Raw genomic sequence first — 24398 nt, 5'->3', positions numbered from 1 at the left:
GTGCATCCACCGTCGTCGTCCACATCGCTCAGTAGGAAAGGGCCCGAATGGCAACCACGACCTCAACCCCTGAGGCAATCCTCGACGCCGTCGGCGGCGCCGATAACATCATCCATTTCACCCACTGCGCCACCCGACTGCGCTTCGAGCTCAAGGACGCCTCCGGCATCGACAAGGCGACCGTCGAGGCCATTCCTGGCGTCATGGGCGCTGTCCCCCAGTCCGGGGACCGCTACCAGATCGTCATCGGTGGTGCCGTACAGAGCGTGTACGACGAGATCAACAACCTCCCGGCCATGAAGAGCCAGGCCGGCTCCTCCGACTCGGACCAGTCCGACGCCGACGTCAAGGCCGCTGCCCGCGCCAAGGCCCGTGGCAAGAACGCCTACGTCGACGCCTTCTTCGAGTACCTCTCGGACTCCTTCCGCCCCCTGCTGCCGGTGCTGCTCGGCGCCTCGCTCATCATCGCCGGCCTTGCGGTACTGGATTCGTTCGGCGTCATCAATGCCAGTGACCCAAACCTTACGGCCGCGGACAAGCCCGCCGCACAGGTCTTCGCGGAGGCCATGTTCAAGTCGGTGTTCCACTTCCTGCCCATCATGGTGGCCTACAACGCCGCCAAGAAGCTCAACATCGACCCCTGGGTCGGCGCCGCGGTCATGGCGGCGCTGATGACGCCTCCATTCCTTGACCTCAACAAGGCAATGGGAGCGACCTGCACCCACAACGCCACGTTGAACAAGGATCTGTGTGTCGCGCATATCGCGGGCGTTCCCATGCAGCTCAACGACTACAGCGGCCAGGTCTTCGTTCCCCTCATGATGGTGGCCATCCTGGCCCTGGTCTACAAGGGTCTGGCCAAGCTCATTCCCGCCAACGTGCAGATGGTGTTCGTTCCGTTCTTCTCCTTCATCATCATGATGCCGGTGACGGCCTTCATCATCGGTCCAGCGGGTATCTGGGTTGGTACAGGCCTGGGTTCCGGACTGGCGTGGCTCAACACGAGCGCCCCGATCATCTTCGCGATCGTCATCCCCCTGCTCTACCCGTTCCTGGTGCCGCTGGGTCTGCACTGGCCGCTCAACGCCATCATGCTGGCCAACATCAGCTCGCTGGGCTACGACTTCATCCAGGGCCCCATGGGCTCGTGGAACTTCGCCTGCTTCGGCGCCACCGCCGGTGTGCTGGTCCTGGCCATTCGTGACAAGGACAAGGTCATGCGTCAGACGGCCTCCGGCGCCCTGGCCGCCGGCCTCTTCGGCGGCATCTCCGAGCCGAGCCTCTACGGTATCCACCTGCGCTTCAAGCGCATCTACCCGCGTCTGCTGGCCGGCTGTCTCGTGGGCGGTCTCATCACCGGTATTGGCGGCGGTATCAAGGCCTCTACCTTCGTGTTCAGCTCGCTGCTGAGCATCCCGGTCTTCACCCCCATGGCTCTGTACGCCATCGCCATCGCGGCGGCCTTCGCCACCTCGATGTCCCTCATCATTCTCACGGACTACCGCACCAAGGAGGAGCGGGCCGAGGCCCGTGCGGCCGCGGCCGCCACCGAGGCCGCGGAGGTCTCTGCACCCGCCCCGGCTGAGGTCGCCGAGGAGCCCGAGGCCGACAGCACCACCTCGGCTGCTGCTACTACTGAGGAGGGCGACCGGACCGCCAAGGCCCCCACGCCCAAGCCGGCCCTCGTGCCTGGCGCGGTCACCGAGATCGCCTCGCCGCTCAAGGCCACGACCATGGACCTGGACAAGGTCCCCGACCCGGTGTTCTCCTCGGGCGCCGTCGGCCAGGGCGTGGGTCTGGAGCCCGAGGGCGACATCGTCGTCACGGCTCCGGCGGACGGCACCGTCGTCGTGGCCCCCTCCTCGGGTCACGCCTTCGGCATCACCCTGGACAATGGCGTGGAGATCCTCATCCACGTGGGTCTGGACACCGTCAATCTGGAGGGCAAGGGCTTCGACGTCAAGGTCTCCCAGGACGACCGCGTCAGCGAGGGCCAGGAGCTTGTCCGCGTGGACCGTTCCGTCATCGAGCAGGCCGGTTACCCGCTGACCACGCCGGTGCTCATCACCAACACCGCCTCCTTCGCCTCGGTCGAGGTCGTCGGCGGCGACGCGGTGGAGCCCGGTGAGGCCCTCATCAAGGTCACCGCGCCCGAGGCCTGAGCCTCACATGACACCGCCGACCTGATCGGCCGCTGATACGACGTCGGGGCCGGGTCCGTAAGCTTACGGACCCGGCCCCGACGCGTTGTTGGCCGTCACCGCCGGCGCTGAGCCAGTGGCAGCTCAGAGCCGGGTCACGTCAGCCGCAGCGCCCAGAAGGCCACGGCCGCCGCAGCAGCCACGTTGAGGGAGTCCACTGCCCCGGCCATGGGGATGCGCACCACCTCGTCGGCCGCAACGATGGTCCGGTGGGACAGCCCATCGCCTTCCGTTCCCAGGACGACGGCGACCCGCGAGCCCGGGTCCGTACAGACCGGTGAGGCCGCGAACTCGTCCAGCGCCACCGAGTTCTCCGACAGAGCCAGCGCGGCCACGGTGAAGCCCTGCGCGTGGAGCTCGTCCATGGCGGGCCAGCGCTCGATCCGGGTCCAGGGGACCTGGAAGACGGTGCCCATGGAGACGCGCACGCTGCGCCGGTAGAGCGGGTCCGCGCAGCGCGGGGTGACCAGGACGGCGTCGATCCCCAGGGCCGCTGCGCTGCGGAAGGCGGCCCCCACATTCGTGTGGTCCACCAGGTCCTCCAGGATGGCGACCCGCCTGGCACCCGCTCCCCCGCGCGCGGCCGAAAGCAGCTCGGGGACGCCGGCGAGCTCGGGCCGGTTCATGGCGGCCAGCGCCCCGCGGTGCAGGTGAAACCCGGTGATGGACTCCAGCACCTCCTCGGGGGCGACGAAGACAGGCACGTCCCCGCCGTCATCGCGTCCTGCGCAGCCGGTCGCCGAGGCGATGACCGGACGCATCTCATCGAGGTGTCGCGGGGCCATGAGGAAGGAGCGCGGGGCGTGCCCCGCGGCGACGGCCCGCGTGATGACCTTGGAGGACTCGGCCATGTACAGGCCGCGCCGGGTCTCCAGCCGGCGGCGCAGCGCCACGTCCGTCAGCCGGGTGTAGTCCGCCAGGCGCTCGTCGGCGCCATCGGCCAGCTCAATGATCATCACCAGTCACCTTCCGGAGTGGTTCTCAACCCACTCAGCACAGCAGTACGGCGGGAAGAATAGGCGACCCGCCTGGATCGGCCTATTCTTCCCGCCGTAGCGCGTGCCGTGGCGCTCCTCCACCGCCGTTCGACGGCGTCGGCGGATGCGCCTCAGGCCCCGTAGGGTCCCTGGGGCGCGCCGGGAGGCGTGCCGTAACCGGGCTGGGCCTGGATCCCGTAGCCGCCGCCCCTCGGGGGCACGGTGCCGGGTTGACCGGTCTGCTGCTCCTCAGGAGCGGCCGCCTGGCTGCCGTGCGAGGAGTGAGTCCCCTCGACGCCGTCGGAGGTCGGAACGGTGACGGTCGGTCCTCCGTCCGCCTCATCAGCGGGAGCCTTCGGGGTACCACTCCCCCTGGGTGCGGGCTCCTCACTGGCCTCCTGGGAGGCCGACTCGACCTCGCCGCGGGCCTGGGCGAGGGCCTCCTCTGGGGCCTGGAGACTGGTGCTGGCCAGGTCCGAGGCGATGCCCAGGTCGAGCTCGCTGCCCGACAGGTCGACACCGGGGCCGGAGTCGTCATCGTCGTCGGAGCCGCTCAGGCCGCCGCCGGGGCCGCCGTCCTTGCCGCCGCCGAGGGCACCGGCAATCCCGTCGAGAGCCGCGGTGAACTCGGTGGGCACGATCCACATCTTGGAGGAGGAGCCGTTGGCGATCTTGGGCAGGGTCTGGAGGTACTGGTAGGCCAGCAGCTTGGAGTCGGCGTTACCGCGGTGGATGGCGTCGAAGACCTGGAGGATGGCGCGGGACTCACCCTGGGCCTTGAGAATCGCGGACTGCGCCTGCCCCTCGGCGCGCAGGATCGCGGACTGCTTGTCACCCTCGGCCGTCAGGATCTGGGACTGCTTGACACCCTCAGCCGTCAGGATCGCGGCGCGACGGTCGCGCTCGGCGCGCATCTGCTGCTCCATGGAGCCCTGGATGGAGGCGGGCGGGTCGATGGACTTCAGCTCGACGCTGTTGACGCGGATGCCCCAGCGGCCGGTGGCCTGGTCCAGGACGCCGCGCAGCTGCCCGTTGATCTGGTCTCGGCTGGTCAGTGTCTGCTCCAGGTCCATGGAGCCGACGACGTTACGCAGCGTGGTGACGGTCAGCTGCTCGATGGCCTGCAGGTAGTTGGAGATCTCGTAAGTGGCGCGCGTCGGGTCGGTGATCTGGTAGTAGACCACCGAGTCGATACTCACGACGAGGTTGTCGGAGGTGATGACCGGCTGGGGCGGGAAGGACACGACCTGTTCACGCAGGTCCATGACGTTACGCACCCGGTCGACGAAGGGCACCAGGAAGTGCATACCGGCGGTGTAGGCGGCCTGGAATCGGCCCAGGCGCTCGACGATGATCGCGGTGCTCTGCTTGACGATCCGCACCGCCCGGAAGATGGCGATGATGACCAGCGCTGCCAAGAGAAGCAAGATGATGGAGATGACGGGCACGAGTTTCCTCCTGCGGGTTGAACGGGTGGTCAGGACGGCGATGAGCCGGCCGTGGGAACTGAAGGTGTCGGGTGAGGGGGCAGGTGGACGGGTGTGATGCCGACGATGCGGACCAATGCCGACACGGTAGGACATCACCGGCCTGGCGGCGGCGCTGGGCTCGGTTCGGTGGGAGCCCTGCGGTCAGGCCCCGGAGGCGTCGGCGGGTGTCGCCGCCGGGGCGACGACGGCCACGGCCCCGTCGATCTGAGTGACGGTGACGCGGGCTCCCGCCTCCAGACGGGTCACTCCTTGAGCGGCGGGAGCCAGGCGGGCGCTCCACTCCTCACCGCCCAGGCGGACCCGGCCGCCGCCGTCATCCACCGCGGTGATGGTGGTGGCGGCTCTGCCGATGAGGGCATCGACGTTGGTCTTCATCTGCGGGGCGGTGGCCGTCAGGCGACGCTTGGCCCAGGGTCGCACGGCGAAGAGCAGCAGGGTGGAGATGCAGGCGAAGACAACCACCTGGGCCCACAGGGGGCCTCCGAGGAAGGCCGTCAAGCCTCCTCCCAGCGCCCCACCGGCGATCATGAGGAAGGTGAGATCGGCGGTCATCGTCTCGACGACGATGAGGAGCAGGGCCCCTCCGATCCAGAACAGCCATTCCATAGGAACCTCCTGATGAACGCGGTTGGTATGAGGACGCGGTGAGGGCGCGGTCCGGCTCGGCCGGTCGCGCCCGATCCGCTCAGCCCCTTGCCTCGGCGACGCGCCTGCCGTGGCCGGTGCGTCGGCCTCGGGCGGTGTAGCGGCCACGGTCGTGGGTGACCTCCAGCGGCATACCGAAGGTCGAGCTGATGGTGTCCTCGGTGAGGACCTGCTCGAGCGGGCCGGAGCCCACCACCTCTCCCCCTCGCAGCGTGAGCGCGTGGGTGAAGCTCTCCGGGATCTCCTCGAGGTGGTGGGTCACCATGACCATGGAGGGTGAGTCGGGCGAGGAGATGATCTCCGTGAGCGCAGCCAGGAGCTGCTCGCGGCTGGCCAGGTCCAGTCCTGAGGCGGGCTCGTCGAGGAAGAGCATCTCCGGGTCCGGCATGAGGGCGCGGGCCAGCTCGACGCGCTTACGCTCCCCGGAGGACAGCGTCCCCCAGACGCGGTCGGCCAGGTGCCCGGCGCCCAGGGCACCCAGCAGGGCGTGGGCGCGCTCGACGTCAAAGTCGTCGTACTCCTCGCGCCAGCGCCCGATGCGCCCGTAGGAGGCCGACAGGACCACGCCCAGGACCTTCTCACCATCTTGGACGTTGACGGCCAACGCCGAGGACAACAGACCGATGCGAGGGTGAAGCTCGGAGACGTCGACGCGCCCGAGCCTCTCGGAGAGGACCTCCACAGTCCCCGAGGAGGGGAAGAGCCTGGCCGAGGCGATCCTGGCGATGGTGGTCTTGCCCGCACCGTTGGGTCCCAGCAGCACCCAGTGCTGCCCCTCCTCCACTGTCCAGCTGACGTGGTTGAGGATCTGGTTGCTGCCGCGGTGCAGCGAGACGTCGTCGAGACGGAGGACACTGGTCATGAGCCGATCCTATCGTGCAGTAGACGTCACACCGGGCAGATGCGGGACGGCAGGGCAGTGACCATTCGAACCGACTATCCGGATCGACCATGAGGATCCGGGCCGCGGCACTGCCGTTCACTATGGTTGAGCATCATGGATCCCCTCAACCTGCCCGTCAGCATCGTGCTGGCCCTGTGGGCGCCGGTCCCCTCCTCCCACGGCATGTCGCTGGTCCAGGGGCCCGACGGCGTCCATGACGTCATCGGCACGTCGACCGGCGCCGCCGATGCCGCTGAACCCGAGCGGGTCGGTCTGGATCACTGGCTCGCCGGGGCCCGCCCGCTCACCCGGGTGACGGCGGTCCTCCCCTCCGCTGCCGCCGGCACCTGGGGCATCGCCCCGGACGTCGAGGAGGGCGTTGTCATCGAGGGCGCGCCCGGGCGGGTCCTGCTGGTGCCCGAGGAGTCCGGCACCTCCGTGACCTGGCGCACCGAACCGGTGGCAGGCCCGCTGCCACCACTGGACGCCGCCCATGCCCGCAGACGGGTGCACTCCGCCACCGAGGAGGCGATCGACTCGCTCGTCGAGCTGGACCTGGCCCGCGAGCGCCCGGAGATGGCCGACGCCCTCAACGACCTGCTCACCGCCGTGGTGGACCCGCGCCTCATCCCGCCCTGGCTGCCGGCGCGCAACCGGGAGCTGCTGGAGCGTTCGTTGCGGCTGGCGGGCGTCTGCGAGCTGGCTCTGGACGACGACGGTGCGGCCACGACGGCGCTTCAGGCGCAGCGGCGATCCGGTGTCCTGCGCCCGCTGCTGGCGGTGGCCCGTCACGGCGCCGCGGCGGCCACCGAGTGGTGGGCGGCCCGGTAGGGGCGCGCCACTCGGCGGTTTCCGACGACGCGGGCCGGGACCGGCCAGCGCGGCAGGGCTCAGGGCCCGTGGTGTTCTGTCAGCCCTGAGCCAGGACCCAGTTGTAGACGTCCATGGTGCGCTGGGCGATGGCCTCCCAGGCGAAGTGCTCCTCGACGCGGCGCCGGGCGGCCTGTCCCATGGCCTTGGCGGCCTCGGTGTCGGTGACCAGGGTGGTCAGGCGCTCGGCCAGGTCGGCCTCGAAGCGGGTCGGGTCGATGGGGGTGCCGGTGCCGTCCTGGACCTGCTCGATGGGCACCAGGAGACCGGTCTCGCCGTCGACGATGACATCGGGGATGCCGCCGGTGGCCGAACCGACGACCGGCAGACCCACGGCCATGGCCTCGAGGTTGACGATGCCCAGGGGCTCGTACACCGAGGGGCACACGAAGACGTCGGAGGCGGCCAGGACAGCGATGAGCTCGGGGCGCGGCAGCATCTCCTCGATCCAGACCACCCCGGTGCGCTTCTCGCGCAGGCGGGCCACGAGGCCCTCGACCTCGGCCTTGATCTCGGGGGTGTCGGGGGCGCCGGCGCACAGGATGACCTGGACGTCGTCGGGCAGCTGCTCGCAGGCGCGCAGCAGGTGGGGCAGGCCCTTCTGACGGGTGATGCGTCCGACGAACACGACGGTGGGGCGGTCGGGGTCGATGCCGAGCCGTTTGAGGGTTGCGGCGGCCGCGGCATCGGCGCCCTCGCCCTGCGGGTGCCTCCAGGCATCGAGGTCGATGCCGTTGTGGACGACCTTGACGCGCTCGGGGTCGATGGCCGGGTAGGAGCGCAGGATGTCCTCGCGCATGCCGTTGGAGACGGCGATGATGCCGGAGGCGGCCTCGTAGGCGGTCTTCTCCGCCCAGGAGGACAGGGCGTAGCCGCCCCCGAGCTGCTCGGCCTTCCAGGGGCGCAGCGGCTCCAGGGAGTGGGCGCTGATGACGTGGGGAACGCCGTGGAGCAGGCCGGACAGGTGACCGGCGAGGTTGGCGTACCAGGTGTGGGAGTGGACGATGTCGGTCCCCTCGGTGCCCTGGGCCATCTCCAGGTCGACGCCGAAGGTGCGCAGGGCAGCGTTGGCGCCCTCGAGCTCGGCGATCTCGGGGTAGCCGATGACGCCGTCGTCGGCCCCCTCGGTGCCGGGCTCGCGGGGACCGCCGAAGGCGTGGACGCGGACGTCGGCCAGGGGGCGCAGGACCTTGGCGAGCTCATTGACATGGACTCCGGCGCCGCCGTAGATGAAGGGTGGGTACTCCTTGGTCAGCAGGTCGACCCTCATGGGTGTGCCTCTCCTCTGTCTGCTGGATGGACTGACCGCGCCTTCCTCGGCGCAGGACGGGCGTCCGCGGTGGGGCGGGCACCACGCCCGACGGTATACGTACACGCCTCCCAGTGGGACTGTTCGACCTCGGTGGTTTCCACCGACTCGCGTGTGCGGGCCGCCTGGGGAGACGCACAGGACTGGAACTAGATCGAAGGTCCGTGTCGGGTGTCGGCTGCCGGCAGTCCTCCGGGACCCGGCGGTGACGGCCGACCCCGTTCAGACCTGCCTCACCCCGCACAAACCCGTTCAGGCGTGGGCCTGGGGACTGCGGCGCGCTTCTCGGGATCGGCTCAAATTGTGATCTGTTTGGCCCCATAACTCCATCGAGCAACGTAAGGTGGGCCACATGGCTCAACCTCGCGTACTCGCAATCGTCCTCGCCGGCGGCGAGGGCAAGCGTCTCATGCCCCTGACAGTCGACCGCGCGAAGCCCGCCGTTCCTTTCGGCGGCATCTACCGGCTCATCGACTTCTCGCTGTCCAACATGATCAACTCCGGCTTCCTCAAGGTCGTGGTGCTCACCCAGTACAAGTCCCACTCTCTGGACCGCCACATCTCCAAGACGTGGCGCATGTCCGACATGCTGGGCAACTACATCGCCCCGGTGCCGGCCCAGCAGCGAGTGGGCAAGCACTGGTTCCTGGGGAGCGCCGACGCGATCTACCAGTCCCTCAACCTGCTCGACGACGAGCGCCCCGACTACGTGGTCATCACCGGTGCGGACAACATCTACCGGATGGACTTCTCCCAGATGCTGGACCACCACATCGCCTCCGGGCTGCCCTGCACCGTGGCGGGCATCCGACAGCCCCGGTCCCTGGCGGACCAGTTCGGCGTCATCGAGACCGACCCGTCCGACCGCGGCAAGATCAAGGCGTTCGTTGAGAAGCCGAAGGACACCCCCGGCCTGCCGGACTCCCCCGACGAGGTGTTGGCCTCGATGGGCAACTACATCATGGACGCCGACGCGCTTCTGGAGGCAGTGACGGTGGACGCCGCCGACGAGTCCTCCAAGCACGACATGGGCGGCAGCATCGTGCCCTGGTTCGTCAACCAGGGCGCTGCCGGCGTCTACGACTTCAAGGACAACGACGTTCCCGGCTCCTCCGAGCGTGACCGCGACTACTGGCGTGACGTGGGGACCGTGGACGCCTTCTTCGACGCCCACCAGGACCTCATCTCGGTGACCCCCGTGTTCAACCTGTACAACGACCGCTGGCCGCTGTTCGCCGGCTACCAGGCGGCCATGCCGCCGGCCAAATTCGTCTACGGGCACCACGAGCGCCTGGGGCACGCGGTCGACTCGATCGTCTCGCCGGGTGTCATCGTCTCCGGCGGTGAGGTGATCTCCTCGGTCCTGTCCCCCGGTGTGCGCGTCAACTCCTGGTCCTCGGTGCGGGAGTCCGTCCTCTTGGACGGGGCCGAGGTCGGCCGCAACACCGTGGTCAGCCGCGCGATCCTGGACAAGTACGTCCGGGTCGAGGAGGGCGCCATGGTGGGCATCGACCCCGAGCACGACCGCGAGCGCGGCTTCACCGTGACCGAGTCCGGCATCACGGTGGTGGCCAAGGGGCAGGTCGTCACCCGCTGACCCGGGCGGCTCCTGGCCGTCCGCCTCCAGCCGCGCCACTGTCTGCTGCGCCGTCGTCTGGGCCCTCCGGGCGACGGCGCAGTCGTGTACGCGGCTAGCATGACGCCATGAGCGATGCCTTCAACGTTTCTGAGGATGCCTCCGCCGGAGCGGCTGCTGACACTTCTGTGCGGGTCAGTGGCGTGCTGACCGGCGGTCCCCTGGTGACCGAGGGCCCCGGCCTGCTGGTGATGGACGTGGACTCCACCCTCATTGAGCAGGAGGTCATCGAGCTCATCGCCGAGCGGGCCGGAACACGTGAGCAGGTCGCCGAGGTCACGGCGCGGGCGATGCGCGGGGAGCTGGACTTCGCCGCCTCGCTGCGAGAGCGGGTGGCAACGCTGACCGGGGTCTCGGAGGAGGTCTTCGCCGAGGTCCTCGCCGAGGTGCGCCCCACCCCGGGGGCGACTGGTCTCATCGAGGCGCTGCACGCGCGCGGATGCCGGGTGGGCGTCGTCTCTGGCGGCTTCGAGGAGGTCGTGGTGCCCTTGGCGGAGCGGCTGGATATCGACCATGTGGCGGCCAACCGGCTGGAGGTGGACGGCGGGGCGCTCACCGGCCGGGTGCTGGGGAGGATCGTGGACCGTCAGGAGAAGGTCCGCTGCCTGCGCGCCTGGGCCGAGCAGGACGGAGTACCCATGGAGCGCACGATCGCCGTCGGGGACGGGGCCAACGACCTGGGGATGCTGGCGGCCGCGGGGCTGGGGGTGGCGTTCTGCGCCAAGCCGGTCGTCGTCGAGCAGGCCGACGCCGCCGTCCACGTGCGTGACCTGCGGGCCGTTCTGGAGCTGATCGGCAGCTGACCGCGGGCCGGCGGCGCGGATCGGGAGCCTGCCGCAGGCCGCTGTGCTCAGTTGCGCTCAGTCGCGCCTGCGGGCGGTGAAGATCTCGCGGATGCGGGCGCTCCTGGGCTCCAGGTCCACCCATCTGCCGGGAACGTCGATGATGACGGCGGTGGCCGTGGGCACGCCGAAGGAGATCTGGGAGGCCATGTCGTCGTCGGTGTCGTGGAGGATGTGGGCCAGCACGGAGATCGTGGGCTCGTGGCCGACGACGACCACTGCGCCCGCGTCTCCGCCGTTCTCGGCCAGGACGCGCAGGATTCCGTTGGGTCCCAGGTTGTAGATCTCCTCGCGCACCAGGGTGTCGGTGGGCTCGAGGCGGTCGCGCAGGGGACGGGCGGTCTCGCGGGCCCGGGCGGCCGGGGAGACCAGGAGCAGGTCGGTGTTCTCCAGGCGCTTGCGCAGCTCCTTGGCCAGCAGGTCCGCCAGGGCGGCGCCCTTGGAGGTCAGGGGACGTTCCAGGTCGGTGACGGCGTCGTGTGAGGCCTTGGAGTGTCGGACGAGCACGAGCCGGCGCATGGGATCCGTTGTCACGGCTCTACCCTACGGCACCGCGGCGGCCCCGACACGGCTCTGGCAGGGCTGATCGCGGCCCGCCTGCGTGCGCTCAGCCGATGACGCACGCCCCGCCGTCGACGTGGATGGTCTGCCCGGTGGTGGCGGGCATCCAGGTGGACAGCAGGGCGACGGCGCTGCGGGCCACGGCGGTGGCGTTGCCGGTGTCCCATCCCAGCGGGGCGGTCTCGCTCCAGCGCCGGCTGAGCGTCTCGAAGTCGGGGATGGCGCCCGCCGCGGTGGTGCTCAACGGGCCGGACGAGATGGCGTTGACCCGCACGCCGCGGCCCCCGAGCTCGACGGCGAGAGAGCGCACGCCCGCCTCCAGCGCCGCCTTGAGGGGTCCCATCCAGCCGTAGCCGGGCCAGACGCGGGCACTGTCGAAGGTCAGGGTCACGACGCTGCTGCCCCGCCCCAGGAGCGGGGAGGCGGCGTCGACGAGGGCCGGCAGGGAGGCCGCCGAGACGGTGAAGGCCCGCTCAAGGCTGCGCATCCGCTCCGCGTGCCCGGTGTCCTCGGGAGGCAGGACCTGCCCCAGCAGGTCAAGGTCGGCGCGGGCGATGGAGTGCACCAGGCCGTCCAGGCGGGTCACGCCCAGCTCCTCCAGGGCCGGCGCCAGGGCGGACAGGGAGTGGGCCTCGGCCGCGTCCAGGGCCGTCACCGGATCGGGCAGGCCCAAGCGGTGGGCGACCGAGCGCGTGGCCGCCAGGGTGCGGGGGTGGCCGGTCAGCAGGACGCGGGCACCCTGCTGTACGGCGACCTCGGCGACGCGGGTGGCGATCGAGCTGGGTCGCAGGGCACCGGTGACCAGTACCGTGCGGGCGCTGAGCAGGCCCTCGGGAGGGTTCATGCTCCTTATCGTCCCATGCCCATGCCGCCGTCGACTCCGAGGATCGCGCCGGTGACGTAGGAGGCCGCTGGGGAGGCCAGGAACAGGACGGGGCCGGCGATGTCTGCGACGTCGGCGAAGCGGCCCAGGGGGATCTGCTCGAGGTAGGCGGTGCGGATGTGGTCGGGCAGGGAGGCGGTCATCGCGGTGATGACGAATCCGGGAGCCACGGCGTTGACGGTGATGCCGCGTGGTGCGAGCTCACGGGCCAGGGAGCGGGTCAGGCCCTCCACCCCGCCCTTGGCGGCGCCGTAGGCGGACAGGCCCACGCCTCCGCGGGCGGCGATCGCCGAGGAGACCAGGACGATGCGCCCCTTACGGGCCCGCATCATGGCGGGGGTGACAGCGCGCACCGTGTTGAAGGTGCCGGTCAGATCGGCGGAGATGACCTCGTCCCACATCTGGGAGGAGGTGCGGGCCGCCAGGGACTCCCGGTTGATGCCGGCCGAGGCCACGAGGACCTCGATGGGGCCGTGCGCCTCGGTGGCGGCGCTGAGCGCCTGGGCAAGTGCGTCGGGGTCGGTGACGTCGGCCGCCAGCGCGAGGGCGCCGTCGGGGGCCGCACCGGTGCGGGAGATGCCGGCGACCCGGTCGCCCTGTGCGAGGAACGCCTTCGCGACCGCCTCCCCGATTCCTCGGGAGGCTCCGGTCACGACGACGGAACGTGATATCGACGGCTCAGTCTCTTCGTTCATCAGCACAAGCACACAAGGTAACGCGCGAGAGCATTCATCATCAGTAATTCGTCACGCGCCGATCTCTATCCGACTGTGTTATTTCTTTCACAGACGACCCGGGCCCGGTGTCCTCGCGGCTCGCTCCACGTGTGGATCGGCACCCGAGTGCCGACCGTGTGCCAGCATGGCGGGGTGACGACGACCGAGACCGCCCCCTCCTCCTGCACCGCCGGCACCCCCGAGCACTTGCCCGCGCCGCTGCGCATCGGGCCGCTGGAGGTTCCCACCCCGGTCGAGCTCGCGCCCATGGCCGGGGTCACCAACGCCTCCTTCCGCCGTCTGTGCCGGGAGATGGCCGAGGCGGCCCTGCCCGAGGCGCTGGCGCCCGCCTCCCCCGGTCCGGTGGCGGCGCCCGGCGGCGGCCTACTGGCCCCGGCGGGCCTGTACGTCACCGAGATGGTCACCACCCGGGCCCTGGTGGAGCGCAATGAGCGCACCCTGGCGATGGTGCGCACCGACCCGGCCGAGCGGGTGCGCTCCATCCAGCTCTACGGGGTGGACCCGGACACGGTGGGGGCCGCCGTGCGGATCCTGGTGGAGGAGGACCTGGCCGACCACATCGACCTCAACTTCGGCTGCCCGGTGCCCAAGGTGACGCGCAAGGGCGGCGGGGCGGCGCTGCCGTGGAAGCGAGACCTGCTGGCCGCCATCCTCACCGAGGCGGTGCGTGCCAGCGAGGCGGCCTCGCAAGCCGCCGGGCGCACACGGGAGGTGCCGGTGACCATGAAGATGCGTCTGGGCATCGACGAGGAGCACGAGACCTTCCTCGACGCCGCCCGGGCAGCCGAGAAAGCCGGGATCGCGGCCGTGGCCCTGCACGCCCGCAGCGCGCGCCAGCACTACTCGGGGCAGGCCCGGTGGGAGCAGATCGCCCGGCTCAAGGAGGCGACCGTCCTGCCGGTGCTCGGCAACGGGGACATCTGGCTGGGCGACGACGCGGTGCGCATGATGGAGACCACCGGCTGCGACGGCGTCGTCGTGGGGCGCGGTTGCCAGGGGCGGCCCTGGCTGTTCGCCGACATCGTGGCGGCCATGCACGGCTCGAGCACGCGCACCCGACCGAATCTGGACGCCGTCATCGAGGTGATCCGTCGCCACGGGCGCATGCTGGCCGCCGAGATGGGCGAGGACCGCGGCGTGCGCGACCTGCGCAAGCACGTGGGCTGGTACCTCAGGGGCTACCCGGTCGGTGGCGCCGCGCGCGCCGACCTCATGGGCATCAGGACCCTGGCGGAGCTCGACGCCGGACTGGGGCTCATGCGCTCACGCCTGCCGGAGGTCGTCGACTACCCCGGTGACATCGTCGAGGGGCCCAGGGGCCGGGCCGGCAGCCCCAAGACCCCGCGCCTTCCCGACGGATGGCTGGACTCCCCCCTCTTGGACGAGGGCCACCGCGAGATGCTCAGCCAGGCCGAGTCCGACGTCTCCGGCGGCTGAGCAGGTTCAGTCGTCGAGAACCGGGGTGACGCGGCACAGTACCGCCGCGATCGCCGTCGTCGCCGGGATCGCCAGGACCAGGCCGATGGAGGAGATGAGGGTGCGCACGATCTCCTCGGCGATCTCGCCCGAGAGCATGGTGTCCAGCACCGCCCGGTCCATGAGGGCCGCAGCCAGGATGAGCGGCAGCGCCGTGCCGGCGTAGGCGAAGGCCAGGGTGTAGACGGTCGAGGCGATGTGGTCCCGGCCGATCCTCATCCCGCCGGTGAACAGGCGCGTTCGCGACAGCAGCGGGTTGGCGGCGTGCAGCTCCCACACGGAGGATGCCTGGGTGATGGTGACGTCATTGAGGACACCGAGCCCGGCAATGACCATGCCGCAGGTCAGCAGGGCCTGCAGGTCGATGTGCGTGCGGGAGGCCAGCAGGCGGGCCGTCTCGTCGACGTCACCGGTCAGGTGGGCGGCGTCGGTCCCCCACAGCGCGAGCAGCACGGTGAGCACGATGCCGGCCACCGTTCCCAGCAGGGCCGTCGTCGTGCGGATGGATACGCCGTGGGCCACGTAGACGGCCGCCAGCATCATCGCCATCGAGCCGACCATCGTCACCGCCAGCGGGTGGGAGCCGGACAGGATCGCCGGGATCATGAAGAAGGCGAGCACGCCGGTGGCCACCAGCAGGCCCAGGACGCTCAGGACGCCCTTGCGCCCGGCCACGGCCACGACGAGCACGAGGTAGACGATCGTCAGGGCGCCGACCGGGAGCTGGCGCTGGTAGTCGATGAAGGAGTACGGGGAGCCGGACAGGATCGCCTGGGGCGAGTAGAGCACCACGAGGCGGTCGCCGGTGTGGGCGAGCTTGCGGGGCTCGCCCACCAGCTGGACCGGCATGACCAGGCCCTTGCCCTCGCCCTCGGTGACGCGGGCGCACACGTGGCCCTTGGAGAAGTCCTCCTGCTTGACGCCGTTGACCTCCGTCAGGGCGCTCACGGCGTCCTGACAGCTCGACAGATCCACGGAGGTGATGGTGGCCTTGCCCACCGATCCGCCCTCGGCGGTGAAGGAGCGCGAGCCGATCAGCGAGCTCTTGCCCGGCCACAGCACGAACAGCCCAATGACGGTGGCCACCACCAGGGCGCCGACGATGGCGCCGAGCACGATCCGCACTCGGCGGACCTCGCCCTCATCCAGGTCGAGAGGCCCGGAGTGGGAGTGGCTGTGGCCGCCTTGACGGCCGGCCTCTCCACCCGGCGACTCGGGGATGTCCTCGGGAGGGACGGTCTCATGGCTCGAGGAGGTCGAGTTGGTGCTCACCGTCCCATCATGCCCGCCCCGCGCCCCTGACGTGAGAAAGGGACACGGGGCGGGATGCGAGTGGCTACTGAGCCGGCGGCGTCTCCTGCGCGCTCAGCAGCCGATGAGGCGCTCAGCCAGGTAGCGCTCCACGCCCTCGAGCGGGATGCGCTCCTGGGTCATGGTGTCGCGCTCGCGCACGGTGACCGCGCCGTCCTCGGGCGAGTCGAAGTCGTAGGTGAGGCAGAAGGGCGTGCCGACCTCGTCCTGGCGGCGGTAGCGGCGGCCCACCGCGCCGGCGTCGTCGTACTCCACGTTCCAGGAGCGGCGCAGGCGGGCGGCCAGCTCCTTGGCCGGGCCGGTCAGCTCCTCCTTGCGGCTCAGCGGCAGGACCGCGGCCTTGACTGGGGCGATGCGCGGGTCGAGCCTGAGGACGATGCGCTTGTCCACCCCGCCCTTGGTGTTGGGGGCCTCGTCCTCGGTGTAGGCCTCCACGAGGAAGGCCATGAGCGAGCGGGTCAGGCCCGCTGAGGGCTCGATGACGTAGGGGATCCAGCGCTCGGAGCGGGTCTGGTCGAAGTAGGACAGGTCCTTGCCGGAGTGCTCGGCGTGGGTCGACAGGTCGAAGTCGGTGCGGTTGGCGATGCCCTCGAGCTCGCCCCACTCCGAGCCGGCGAAGCCGAAGCGGTACTCCAGGTCGACGGTGCGCTTGGAGTAGTGGGAGAGCTTCTCCTGGGGGTGCTCGTACTCGCGCAGGTTGGCGGGGTCGATGCCCAGGTCCACGTACCAGGCCTTGCGGTAGTCGATCCAGTACTGGTGCCACTGCTCGTCCGTGCCGGGTTCGCAGAAGAACTCGAGCTCCATCTGCTCGAACTCGCGGGTGCGGAAGATGAAGTTGCCGGGAGTGATCTCGTTGCGGAAGGACTTGCCGACCTGGCCGATGCCGAAGGGCGGCTTCTTGCGGGCCGCGCTCATGACGTTGGCGAAGTTGATGAAGATGCCCTGGGCGGTCTCGGGTCGCAGGTAGTGCAGCCCGGACTCGTCGTCGACGGGGCCCAGGTAGGTCTTGAGCAGGCCGGAGAACTCGCGCGGCTCGGTCCAGGAGCCCGGCTGGCCGGTGACGGGGTCGGGAACCATGTCGAGGGTGACGGCCTCGGGGTCGAGGCCCTTGCGGGCGGCGTACTCCTCGATGAGCTGGTCGGCGCGGTAACGCTTGTGGGTGTGCAGGGACTCCACGAGCGGGTCGGTGAAGGCGCCGACGTGGCCGGAGGCGACCCAGGTCTCACGCGGCAGGATGACGGAGGAGTCCAGTCCGACGACATCGTCGCGCGAGCGGACCATGTACTGCCACCACTGGCGCTTGATGTTCTCCTTGAGCTCGACGCCGAGCGGGCCGTAGTCCCACGCGGAGCGGGTACCGCCGTAGATCTCGCCGCAGGGGAAGACGAACCCGCGACGCTTGGCGAGGTTGATGACGGCGTCAAGGCGTGAAGGGGTGGATGCCAACGGAGTGCTCCTTCAGGAGTGGTCGTGGTCCCGCCTGGTTTGGTGGGGACGAGTGGGGACAGTCTAGGCGGAGGGCCGTCATATGTCGGTGAGGGGCCCGTCGCACCGCATCCCGGCGGCGCACCCTCTCCAGCAGTCCCGCAAACCGGGCCTCATCAGCGCACACGGGGACTCACCGGAGTTTGACGCATCGCTCCGACAGTATGAGAATGATTCGCATGAGTGTTTCGCAGACTCGTTCCCTTCATCTCCGTCGCATCGTGGCGCTCGGAGCCACCCTGATCCTGGCTGCCGGCATGAGCGCATGCAGTGCCCTGAAGAGTGAGAGCTCGTCGGGCTCCTCCGCCCACACGATTGCACCGGGTAAGACCCTGACGGTCTCGACGTCCTTCTACCCGATCCAGTACCTGGCAGAGGCCATCGGCGGCCCGCTCGTCAAGGTCAGTACCGTGACTCCGTCCAACGTCGAGCCGCACGACTTCGAGCTCTCCGGCAAGGAGACCGCCGAGCTGGGCAAGGCCGACCTCATCGCCTACGTCCCCGGCTTCCAGCCGTCCCTGGACAAGGCCGTCAAGGAGGTCGGCTCCGGCCCCACGGTGGTGGACCTGAGCAAGCCGGCCAACCTCGTCCACCACGAGGGGGTCGAGGAGGAGCACGAGCACGGTGACGCGGCCACGAGCGGAGCCACCGATGCCGCAACCGACGGCGCGACCAGTGCTGCGACCGACGCCGCCACCACGGAGTCCAGCGAGGCCGGACACGACGAGCACGGACACGATGAGCACAGCCACGCCGAGGGGGAGGAGCATGGAAGCGACCTCGACCCGCACTTCTGGCTCGACCCGCAGCGCATGATCGCGGTGGCCGAGACCCTGGAGGCCTCCTTCTCCAAGGTCGACCCGACCAACGCCAACGACTACAAGGCGGGACTGGACAAGCTGAAGACAGCGCTGACCAACCTGGACACGCAGTACAGCACGGGCCTGTCCACCTGCCAGCGCACCACCTTCGTCACCTCCCACGCCGCCTTCGGCTACATGGCCGACCGCTACAAGCTGACCCAGGCCTCCATCTCCGGCATCGACCCGGAGACCGAGCCCAGCCCCGCCGAGCTGGCCAACATCAAGTCGGTGGTCCAGAGCACAGGGACGACAACGATCTTCACTGAGGAGCTCGTCTCCCCCACCACGGCCCAGGCGATCGCCACGGAGACCGGGGCGGAGACCAATGTCCTCAGTCCCCTGGAGTCCAAGCCCGAGCGGGGCGACTACACCGACGCCATGACCACCAACCTGGATCGGCTCAAGATCGCCCTGGCGTGCCAGTAGCAGCGGTCCAGGGCGGCTGCCCCGGCGACCCATCCAACCGACATCCAACCAGATCGCCATGATCACACCGGTATGACATCACCATCTTCATCATCATCGTCACCGACGACGCCGTCCGGATCACCCCGGGCGGCGTCGTCCGCGCTCGCCATCAGGGTCCAGGACCTCAGGGTCGTCCTGGGGGCCTGCCTCGTTCTGGACGACGTGAGCCTCGCGGTGGGCGACGGCGAGTCCGTGGCGCTTCTGGGTGCCAACGGCTCGGGCAAGTCCACCCTGGTCAAGACCGTCCTGGGACTGGTGCCCATGGCCGGCGGCAGCATCGAGGTGCTGGGCACCCCCATCACTCGACGCCGCAGGGTCACCTGGGAGCGCATCGGCTACGTCCCGCAGCGGATCGGTGCCGGCTCAGGCGTTCCGGCCACGGCCCTGGAGGTGGTGCGCTCCGGGCTCCTGGGGCCGCGCCGCCCCTGGGCGGACCGAGGCCGGACGGCCAAGCGGAAGGCGATGGCCGCGCTCGACGCCGTCGGGCTGGCTCACCGAGCCGGCGACCACGTCCAGGTCTTCTCCGGCGGGCAGGCCCAGCGGGTCCTCATCGCTCGTGCCCTGGTGCGCTCCCCCGAGTTGCTCATCCTCGATGAGCCCCTGGCCGGGATCGACCGTGCCAGCCGCGAGTCCCTGGCCATGATCCTGCAGGAGCTGCGCGCCCAGGGGCTGACCCTGGTGACGGTTCTGCACGAGATGGGAGAGCTGGCCGACGTCGTCCAGCGGGCGATCCTGCTTCAGGACGGGCGCCTCGTCGCCGACGGGCCAGCCGCTGAGGTGGCCCGCCTACGTGACGGCAGGGTCGGCGCCCCCGTCAGTGATGACGGCCACTGGGACCATGACCACCACCACCCGGACGTCGGCGGCCCTCCGGCGCACCACGCCCCCGTCCTCGACCATCGGCTGTCCGGGGGGCGGCCCAGTACCGGCAGGAGCATCCGTCCATGATCGAGTTCATCTCCGACATGCTCGCCAGTCCCCTCATGCAGCGGGCCTTCATCGTCGCGGTGCTCGTGGGGCTGGCGGCGCCGGTGGTGGGCACCTACCTGGTTCAACGGGGCCTGGCGCTGCTGGGCGACGGGATCGGACACATCGCCCTGACCGGCATCGCCCTGGGCTGGCTGGCCGGAGCAGCCGCCAACGTCACACCTCACGACGCCTGGGCCGTGCCCGGAGCCATCGTCGTCAGTGTGCTGGGAGCCGTGACGATCGAGGTGATCCGCGCCAGCGGCCGCACCCGCGGTGATGTCGCCCTGGCGATCCTGTTCTACGGAGGGATTGCCGGCGGCGTCATCCTCATCCGCCTGGCCGGCGGCACGACAACGAATCTCAACTCCTACCTGTTCGGCTCCATCTCCACGGTCTCGGTCTCCGATGCCTGGTTCACCATCGCCCTGGCGACCCTGGTGCTCCTGGTGGGTCTGGGGCTGCGCGGGCCGTTGTTCGCCCTGTGCAACGACGAGGAGTTCGCCCGCGCCTGCGGGCTGCCGACCAGTGCCCTCAACGTCCTGGTGGCGGTGGTCGCGGCCCTGACGGTCTCGGTGTCCATGCGGGTGGTGGGCGCCCTACTGGTCTCCGCCGTCATGATCGTGCCGGTGGCCATCGCCCAGCTCGTCTCGCACTCGTTCTCGCGAACCATGTACCTGGCGATGGGGCTGGGGGTGGTGGCCTGCGTGTCCGGGTTGACGATCACATACCTGGTTGCGGCCTCCCCCGGTGCCATGATCGTGGTACTCCTGGTAGGGGGCTACGCCGTCGTCGCCCTCCTGTCCGGCCTGTGGCAGCTCATCAGCCGCTCCCGACGGCACCGCATCACCTCAGGAGGTAGTTCATGAGCGCACGCAGTACCGCGCAGCGTCCCCGCGCCACGCGCCAGCGCGCCGCCGTCGCCGACATCCTGGCGCGTACCGACGAGTTCCGCTCGGCCCAGCAGATCCACTCCGCCCTGGAGGCCGAGGGCACCAAGGTGGGGCTGGCCACCGTCTACCGCAACCTGCAGACCCTGGCGGAGGCCGGCGCGGTGGACCAGGTGCGCAGTGCTGAGGGGGAGGTCCTTTACCGGGCCTGCGAGAAGCAGGAGCACCACCACCACATCGTGTGCCGCCGTTGCGGTTACACCGTGGAGGTCGCCGGCGGCGAGCTGGAGGAGTGGATCCGGCGGGTCTCGGCCCAGCAGGGCTTCACCCAGATGGAGCACACCGCGGAGTTCTTCGGCCTGTGCGCCGGCTGCTCGACTCAGGAAACCGCCTGAGACGCCTCGCAGGGCGGAGCCCGAGCCGGCCGGCGAACCGGTTCCGCCGGTCCGTTACTGCTCGTCGTCCTGCGGGTCCATGGTCTCGCCGGGATCCTCGCGCAGCACCTTGTCGACGGCGCCGCCGTAGCGACGCTCGCGCCCGGCGTAGGCCTCGCAGGCCCTCCACAGCTCGGTGCGGTTGAAGTCGGGCCAGGGCAGGGGCGAGAAGTAGAGCTCGGCGTAGGAGGAGGACCACATGAGGAAGTTGGAGGTGCGCTGCTCGTCACCGGTGCGGATGAACAGGTCCACCTCGCGCATGGTGGGTGAGTACAGGTAGCGCTGGATGGTCTTCTCGTTGATGGAGGAGGCCTTGAGGCGGCCGGCGGCGACGTCCTCGGCGATGGCGCGGGTGGCGTCGGCGATCTCGGCGCGCCCGCCGTAGTTGATGCACAGGTTGAGGACCAGGCCCGTGTTGTGGGCGGTGAGGCGCTCGGCCTCGCGCAGCTCGCGCAGCACGGACTTCCACAGGCGCGGGGTGCGCCCGACCCAGCGCACCTTGACATTCCAGGAGTGAAGGATGTCGCGCTGGGCGCGCAGGACCTTACGGGCGAAACCCATGATGAAGCGAACCTCGCCAGGTGAGCGCCGCCAGTTCTCAGTGGAGAAGGCGTAGGCGCTCAGCTCGCTCACGCCGATCTCGACGGCGCCGGCGACGACGTCGAGCAGGTTGGACTCCCCCACTCGGTGCCCCTCGGTGCGGGGCAGGCCGCGGGCGTTGGCCCAGCGCCCGTTGCCGTCCATGACGACAGCCACGTGCTGGGGCAGGGAGGCCGGCGGCAGCGACGGGGGCGTGAGGCCCGGGCGGTGCAGGGGCGGGGCCTCGTTGATCGTCATGTCCCGGGTCGTGCCCGGCGCCGTGTCTATCGAGGCGTCTGTCATGGTCATGCCCTTTCCACCAGTGCGAGGGAGCGCAGGCGCCGCTCCAGGTACCAGGTCGTGTAGGCCGAGACGAGGCCGGAGGCCTGCGAGCGCTCGCGCTGGCCGGAGGCGTCGGCCACGGCCCAGACGCCGGAGAGCAGGGCGCCCAGGAGCACCATCGTGTCCGGCTCGACCTCGACGGCGCCGGCCGAGCGGCAGGACTCGCACACCGCGCCGCCGACCTGTACATGGAAGGCCCGGTGGGGTCCGGGCGCACCGCACAGGGCGCAGTCGTAGCACGACGGCGCCCAGCCCCCCAGGGCCAGGGCTCGCAGCAGGTAGGAGTCCAGGATGAGTCCGGGCGCGTGACGCCGGTGCGCCATAGCGGCCAGGGCACCGGCCAGCAGCAGGTACTGCTGGGGGCTGGCCTCGGTGCCCAGGTCACCGTCGTCGGCGCTGAGGCGCTCGGCGGTCTCCACCATGGTCGAGGCGCAGGTGAACATGGCGTAGTCAGCGCAGATGGCCCGGCCGAAGGGGTCGATGATCTCGGCCTGGGTGACGACGTCGAGGTTGCGTCCGGCGTGGAGCTGAACGTCGATCATGGAGAAGGGCTCCAGGCGCGCACCGAAGCGGGAGCTGGTGCGGCGCACGCCCTTGGCCACAGCGCGCACCTGCCCGTGGTGGCGGGTGAGCAGCACGATGATGCGGTCGGCCTCGCCCAGCTTGTAGGTGCGCAGGACGATCGCCTCGTCCCGGTACAGCCTGCTCGTCACGGGCGCAGTCTCTCACGCCCCATCAGCGCAGGGCACGATTGAGGGCGGAGATGACGGCCTTGAAGGAGGAGGTCGTGATGGAGGGGTCGATGCCCACACCCCACAGGATCTGACCATCCACCTCGCACTCGACGTAGCTGGCAGCCTTCGCGTCGCGCCCCTCGCTCAGAGCGTGCTCAGCATAGTCGAGGATCCGCACACTCAGGCCCGTGCCCTCCAGAGCGGTGACGAAGGCGTCCAGGGGCCCATTGCCAGTGGCGGTCAGGTGCTTCTCCTGCCCGCCGTCGACCAGGGTGACGGTGAGGGTGGAGTCCTCGTCGTCGCCGGTGGAGGTCAGGGTGGCCCCCTGCAGCTCGAAGCGGCCCCAGCGGCTGAGACCGGCCTCGGGGGCGGCCGCGGCGGGCAGGTACTCGTCAGCGAAGATCGACCACAGGCGGGCGCCATCGACCTCGCCGCCGTAGGTGTCGGTGTGGCGCTGGACGATGCGTGAGAACTCGATCTGGAGACGGCGCGGCAGCTCGAGCTTGCGGGTGGTGCCCAGCAGGTAGGCGACCCCGCCCTTACCGGACTGGGAGTTGACGCGCACGACCGCCTCGTAGGAGCGGCCCACGTCGTGGGGGTCGATGGGCAGGTAGGGCATGGACCAGGGCACGGCGACCTCGGCGTCGGCCTCGGAGAGCCCCTCGGCCTTCTTGGCGTCGACCTGCTTGGCGCGCGCGGCGAATCCCTTCTTGATGGCGTCCTGGTGGGAGCCGGAGAAGGAGGTGTAGACGAGCTCGCCGGCGTAGGGGGTGCGCGGGGGCACGTCCATGCCGGTGGCCCGCTCGACGATGCGGCGGACCTCGTCGATGTCGGACAGGTCGAGCATGGGGTCGACGCCCTGGCTGAAGAGGTTGAGGGCCAGGGTCACCAGATCCACGTTGCCGGGGCGCTCGCCGTGGCCGAACAGGCAGCCCTCGACGCGGTCGGCGCCGGCCATGAGGCCGAGCTCGGCAGTGGCCACGCCCGAACCGCGGTCGTTGTGGTTGTGCAGGGACAGGCACACCGAGTCGCGATGAGACAGGTGGCGGCTCATCCACTCGATCTGGTCGGCGTAGACGTTGGGGGTGGCGCGCTCGACGGTGGAGGGCAGGTTGAGGATGATCTCGCGGTCCTCCTCGGGCTGCCACACGTCCATGACGGCCTGGCAGACCTCAAGGCTGTAGTCGAGCTCGGTGTCCACGAAGAACTCCGGGGAGTACTCGTAGCCGAAGATCGTGTCCTCGTCCAGGACCTTCTCGGCGCGGGCCATGATCTGGCGGGTGCCGTCGACGGCGAGCTCGCGGATCTGGTCACGGTCCATGCGGAAGACGACGTCACGGAAGATGGGCGACAGGGCGTTGTAGAGGTGGACAGTAGCCCGGGGGATGCCGACGCAGGCGTCCAGGGTGCGGTCGATGAGCTCGCCGCGCGACTGGGTGAGCACCGAGATGGTGACGTCCTCGGGGATTGCGCCATCGTCGACCAGGGAGCGCACGAAGTCGTAGTCGGTCTGGGAGGCGGCGGGGAAGCCGATCTCGATCTCCTTGAAGCCCATGGACACCAGGAGGTCGAAGACGGCGCGCTTGGCCTGGGGACCCATGGGCTCGATGAGGGACTGGTTGCCGTCGCGCAGGTCCGTGCTCAGCCAGCGGGGGGCGGTGGTGATGCGCTTGTCCGGCCAGGTGCGGTCGGGCAGGTCGATGGTGACGACGTTGAGGAAGGGCCGGTACTTGGCAAACGGCATGCCGGAGGGCTGCTGGGGGGCGGGGCGGGCGTTACGCATCGGGGTTCTCCTGGGATCAGGTGCTTCGTGGTT

At 69.9% G+C, this 24398-nt stretch carries 22 protein-coding genes; 9 read left to right on the top strand and 13 right to left on the bottom strand.

Translation table 11 applies throughout. The features are described 5' to 3' along the window. Positions 1-47 precede the first annotated feature (47 nt). Positions 48-2162, top strand: coding sequence for a glucose PTS transporter subunit IIA (locus tag BQ8008_RS03800; protein ID WP_108832874.1), 2115 nt, complete (start codon positions 48-50; stop codon positions 2160-2162). Positions 2163-2296: 134 nt separating this feature from the next. Here the strand turns inward: BQ8008_RS03800 and BQ8008_RS03795 are convergent, their stop codons facing one another. The 4 genes from BQ8008_RS03795 to BQ8008_RS03780 all read right to left on the bottom strand — a co-directional run bounded on the left by BQ8008_RS03795 (position 2297) and on the right by BQ8008_RS03780 (position 6175). Beyond that, entirely contained in the window at positions 2297-3157 is an 861-nt protein-coding gene (locus tag BQ8008_RS03795) for a TrmH family RNA methyltransferase (RefSeq protein ID WP_108832873.1), read from the bottom strand. A gap of 152 nt (positions 3158-3309) precedes the next feature. Further along, complete coding sequence (locus BQ8008_RS03790; RefSeq protein ID WP_108832872.1) at positions 3310-4626, bottom strand: SPFH domain-containing protein; 1317 nt, start codon at positions 4624-4626, stop codon at positions 3310-3312. Positions 4627-4809: 183 nt separating this feature from the next. After that, entirely contained in the window at positions 4810-5274 is a 465-nt protein-coding gene (locus BQ8008_RS03785) for an NfeD family protein (RefSeq protein WP_108832871.1), read from the bottom strand. 79 nt (positions 5275-5353) lie between these two features. Next, the gene (locus BQ8008_RS03780) at positions 5354-6175 is read right to left on the bottom strand and encodes an ABC transporter ATP-binding protein (protein ID WP_108832870.1); all 822 of its coding nucleotides are present in this window, start codon (positions 6173-6175) and stop codon (positions 5354-5356) included. Positions 6176-6310: 135 nt separating this feature from the next. Between BQ8008_RS03780 and BQ8008_RS03775 the strand changes: the two genes are divergently transcribed. Next, positions 6311-7027, top strand: coding sequence for a hypothetical protein (locus BQ8008_RS03775; protein ID WP_108834634.1), 717 nt, complete (start codon positions 6311-6313; stop codon positions 7025-7027). A 79-nt stretch (positions 7028-7106) separates the two neighbouring features. Here BQ8008_RS03775 and glgA read toward each other — a convergent pair whose 3' ends face one another. Beyond that, complete coding sequence (gene glgA, locus BQ8008_RS03770) at positions 7107-8336, bottom strand: glycogen synthase (protein ID WP_108832869.1); 1230 nt, start codon at positions 8334-8336, stop codon at positions 7107-7109. Positions 8337-8727: 391 nt separating this feature from the next. Between glgA and BQ8008_RS03765 the strand changes: the two genes are divergently transcribed. Together BQ8008_RS03765 and serB are read left to right on the top strand one after the other, a co-directional pair. Next, positions 8728-9972: a glucose-1-phosphate adenylyltransferase gene (locus BQ8008_RS03765; RefSeq protein ID WP_108832868.1), complete on the top strand. Its 1245-nt coding sequence runs from the start codon at positions 8728-8730 to the stop codon at positions 9970-9972. 107 nt (positions 9973-10079) lie between these two features. Then, positions 10080-10814: a phosphoserine phosphatase SerB gene (serB, locus tag BQ8008_RS03760; protein WP_267896208.1), complete on the top strand. Its 735-nt coding sequence runs from the start codon at positions 10080-10082 to the stop codon at positions 10812-10814. A gap of 57 nt (positions 10815-10871) precedes the next feature. Here the strand turns inward: serB and BQ8008_RS03755 are convergent, their stop codons facing one another. From BQ8008_RS03755 to BQ8008_RS03745, 3 genes are all read right to left on the bottom strand, one after another. After that, positions 10872-11372 carry a SixA phosphatase family protein gene (locus tag BQ8008_RS03755; protein ID WP_108832867.1) on the bottom strand — a complete coding sequence of 167 codons (501 nt, stop codon included), beginning with the start codon at positions 11370-11372 and terminating at the stop codon, positions 10872-10874. An 88-nt stretch (positions 11373-11460) separates the two neighbouring features. Then, complete coding sequence (locus tag BQ8008_RS03750) at positions 11461-12258, bottom strand: SDR family oxidoreductase (protein ID WP_108832866.1); 798 nt, start codon at positions 12256-12258, stop codon at positions 11461-11463. Positions 12259-12263: 5 nt separating this feature from the next. Then, positions 12264-12992 (bottom strand): SDR family oxidoreductase, encoded by a 729-nt coding sequence (locus BQ8008_RS03745; RefSeq protein WP_199907926.1) that lies wholly within the window; start codon positions 12990-12992, stop codon positions 12264-12266. A 174-nt stretch (positions 12993-13166) separates the two neighbouring features. Between BQ8008_RS03745 and dusB the strand changes: the two genes are divergently transcribed. Then, on the top strand, positions 13167-14471 hold the full coding sequence (gene dusB, locus BQ8008_RS03740; RefSeq protein WP_199907925.1) for a tRNA dihydrouridine synthase DusB: 1305 nt from the start codon (positions 13167-13169) through the stop codon (positions 14469-14471). 6 nt (positions 14472-14477) lie between these two features. Here dusB and BQ8008_RS03735 read toward each other — a convergent pair whose 3' ends face one another. Both BQ8008_RS03735 and BQ8008_RS03730 read right to left on the bottom strand, forming a co-directional pair. After that, positions 14478-15782, bottom strand: coding sequence for a YibE/F family protein (locus BQ8008_RS03735; protein WP_108832863.1), 1305 nt, complete (start codon positions 15780-15782; stop codon positions 14478-14480). A gap of 93 nt (positions 15783-15875) precedes the next feature. Next, complete coding sequence (locus tag BQ8008_RS03730; RefSeq protein ID WP_108832862.1) at positions 15876-17267, bottom strand: glycine--tRNA ligase; 1392 nt, start codon at positions 17265-17267, stop codon at positions 15876-15878. A gap of 218 nt (positions 17268-17485) precedes the next feature. On the opposite strand from BQ8008_RS03730, the gene BQ8008_RS03725 reads away from it, so the two are divergent. From BQ8008_RS03725 to BQ8008_RS03710, 4 genes are all read left to right on the top strand, one after another. Beyond that, entirely contained in the window at positions 17486-18595 is a 1110-nt protein-coding gene (locus BQ8008_RS03725; RefSeq protein WP_108832861.1) for a metal ABC transporter substrate-binding protein, read from the top strand. Positions 18596-18667: 72 nt separating this feature from the next. After that, positions 18668-19585, top strand: coding sequence for a metal ABC transporter ATP-binding protein (locus BQ8008_RS03720; RefSeq protein ID WP_108832860.1), 918 nt, complete (start codon positions 18668-18670; stop codon positions 19583-19585). Further along, positions 19582-20472, top strand: a complete 891-nt coding sequence (locus BQ8008_RS03715; RefSeq protein WP_108832859.1) for a metal ABC transporter permease — start codon at positions 19582-19584, stop codon at positions 20470-20472. The genes BQ8008_RS03720 and BQ8008_RS03715 overlap by 4 nt, the downstream gene beginning before the upstream one ends. Then, a complete protein-coding gene (locus tag BQ8008_RS03710; protein WP_108832858.1) occupies positions 20469-20888 on the top strand; it encodes a Fur family transcriptional regulator in 420 nt (139 codons plus the stop codon). Before BQ8008_RS03715 ends, BQ8008_RS03710 begins: the two co-directional genes overlap by 4 nt. Before the next feature lie 54 nt (positions 20889-20942). On the opposite strand, the gene uppS is transcribed toward BQ8008_RS03710, so the two are convergent. From uppS to leuA, 3 genes are read right to left on the bottom strand one after another with little or no spacing between them, the layout of a single operon-like run. After that, on the bottom strand, positions 20943-21815 hold the full coding sequence (gene uppS / locus BQ8008_RS03705; protein ID WP_442778213.1) for a polyprenyl diphosphate synthase: 873 nt from the start codon (positions 21813-21815) through the stop codon (positions 20943-20945). Further along, a complete protein-coding gene (gene recO / locus BQ8008_RS03700) occupies positions 21812-22561 on the bottom strand; it encodes a DNA repair protein RecO (protein ID WP_108832857.1) in 750 nt (249 codons plus the stop codon). The genes uppS and recO overlap by 4 nt, the downstream gene beginning before the upstream one ends. A 22-nt stretch (positions 22562-22583) precedes the next feature. Next, on the bottom strand, positions 22584-24365 hold the full coding sequence (gene leuA, locus BQ8008_RS03695) for a 2-isopropylmalate synthase (protein ID WP_108832856.1): 1782 nt from the start codon (positions 24363-24365) through the stop codon (positions 22584-22586). Positions 24366-24398: the final 33 nt, after the last annotated feature.

The sequence above is a fragment of the Actinomyces sp. Marseille-P3109 genome, assembly GCF_900323545.1.
In the GTDB taxonomy this organism is placed as follows: Bacteria; Actinomycetota; Actinomycetes; order Actinomycetales; family Actinomycetaceae; genus Actinomyces.
This window is presented reverse-complemented; position numbering and strand designations above follow the sequence as displayed.

Excerpts from the sequence above, each read along its gene's own strand:
- BQ8008_RS03750 (WP_108832866.1), bottom strand. The coding sequence starts at position 12,258 with ATGAACCCTCCCGAGGGCCTGCTCAGCGCCCGCACGGTACTGGTCACC.
- BQ8008_RS03725 (WP_108832861.1), top strand. The coding sequence starts at position 17,486 with ATGAGTGTTTCGCAGACTCGTTCCCTTCATCTCCGTCGCATCGTGGCG.
- uppS (WP_442778213.1), bottom strand. The coding sequence starts at position 21,815 with ATGACCATGACAGACGCCTCGATAGACACGGCGCCGGGCACGACCCGG.
- leuA (WP_108832856.1), bottom strand. The coding sequence starts at position 24,365 with ATGCGTAACGCCCGCCCCGCCCCCCAGCAGCCCTCCGGCATGCCGTTT.
- BQ8008_RS03715 (WP_108832859.1), top strand. The coding sequence starts at position 19,582 with ATGATCGAGTTCATCTCCGACATGCTCGCCAGTCCCCTCATGCAGCGG.
- BQ8008_RS03710 (WP_108832858.1), top strand. The coding sequence starts at position 20,469 with ATGAGCGCACGCAGTACCGCGCAGCGTCCCCGCGCCACGCGCCAGCGC.
- BQ8008_RS03785 (WP_108832871.1), bottom strand. The coding sequence starts at position 5,274 with ATGGAATGGCTGTTCTGGATCGGAGGGGCCCTGCTCCTCATCGTCGTC.
- BQ8008_RS03765 (WP_108832868.1), top strand. The coding sequence starts at position 8,728 with ATGGCTCAACCTCGCGTACTCGCAATCGTCCTCGCCGGCGGCGAGGGC.
- BQ8008_RS03745 (WP_199907926.1), bottom strand. The coding sequence starts at position 12,992 with ATGAACGAAGAGACTGAGCCGTCGATATCACGTTCCGTCGTCGTGACC.
- BQ8008_RS03720 (WP_108832860.1), top strand. The coding sequence starts at position 18,668 with ATGACATCACCATCTTCATCATCATCGTCACCGACGACGCCGTCCGGA.
- BQ8008_RS03780 (WP_108832870.1), bottom strand. The coding sequence starts at position 6,175 with ATGACCAGTGTCCTCCGTCTCGACGACGTCTCGCTGCACCGCGGCAGC.
- glgA (WP_108832869.1), bottom strand. The coding sequence starts at position 8,336 with ATGAGGGTCGACCTGCTGACCAAGGAGTACCCACCCTTCATCTACGGC.
- serB (WP_267896208.1), top strand. The coding sequence starts at position 10,080 with ATGAGCGATGCCTTCAACGTTTCTGAGGATGCCTCCGCCGGAGCGGCT.
- BQ8008_RS03800 (WP_108832874.1), top strand. The coding sequence starts at position 48 with ATGGCAACCACGACCTCAACCCCTGAGGCAATCCTCGACGCCGTCGGC.
- BQ8008_RS03795 (WP_108832873.1), bottom strand. The coding sequence starts at position 3,157 with ATGATCATTGAGCTGGCCGATGGCGCCGACGAGCGCCTGGCGGACTAC.
- BQ8008_RS03775 (WP_108834634.1), top strand. The coding sequence starts at position 6,311 with ATGGATCCCCTCAACCTGCCCGTCAGCATCGTGCTGGCCCTGTGGGCG.
- BQ8008_RS03755 (WP_108832867.1), bottom strand. The coding sequence starts at position 11,372 with ATGCGCCGGCTCGTGCTCGTCCGACACTCCAAGGCCTCACACGACGCC.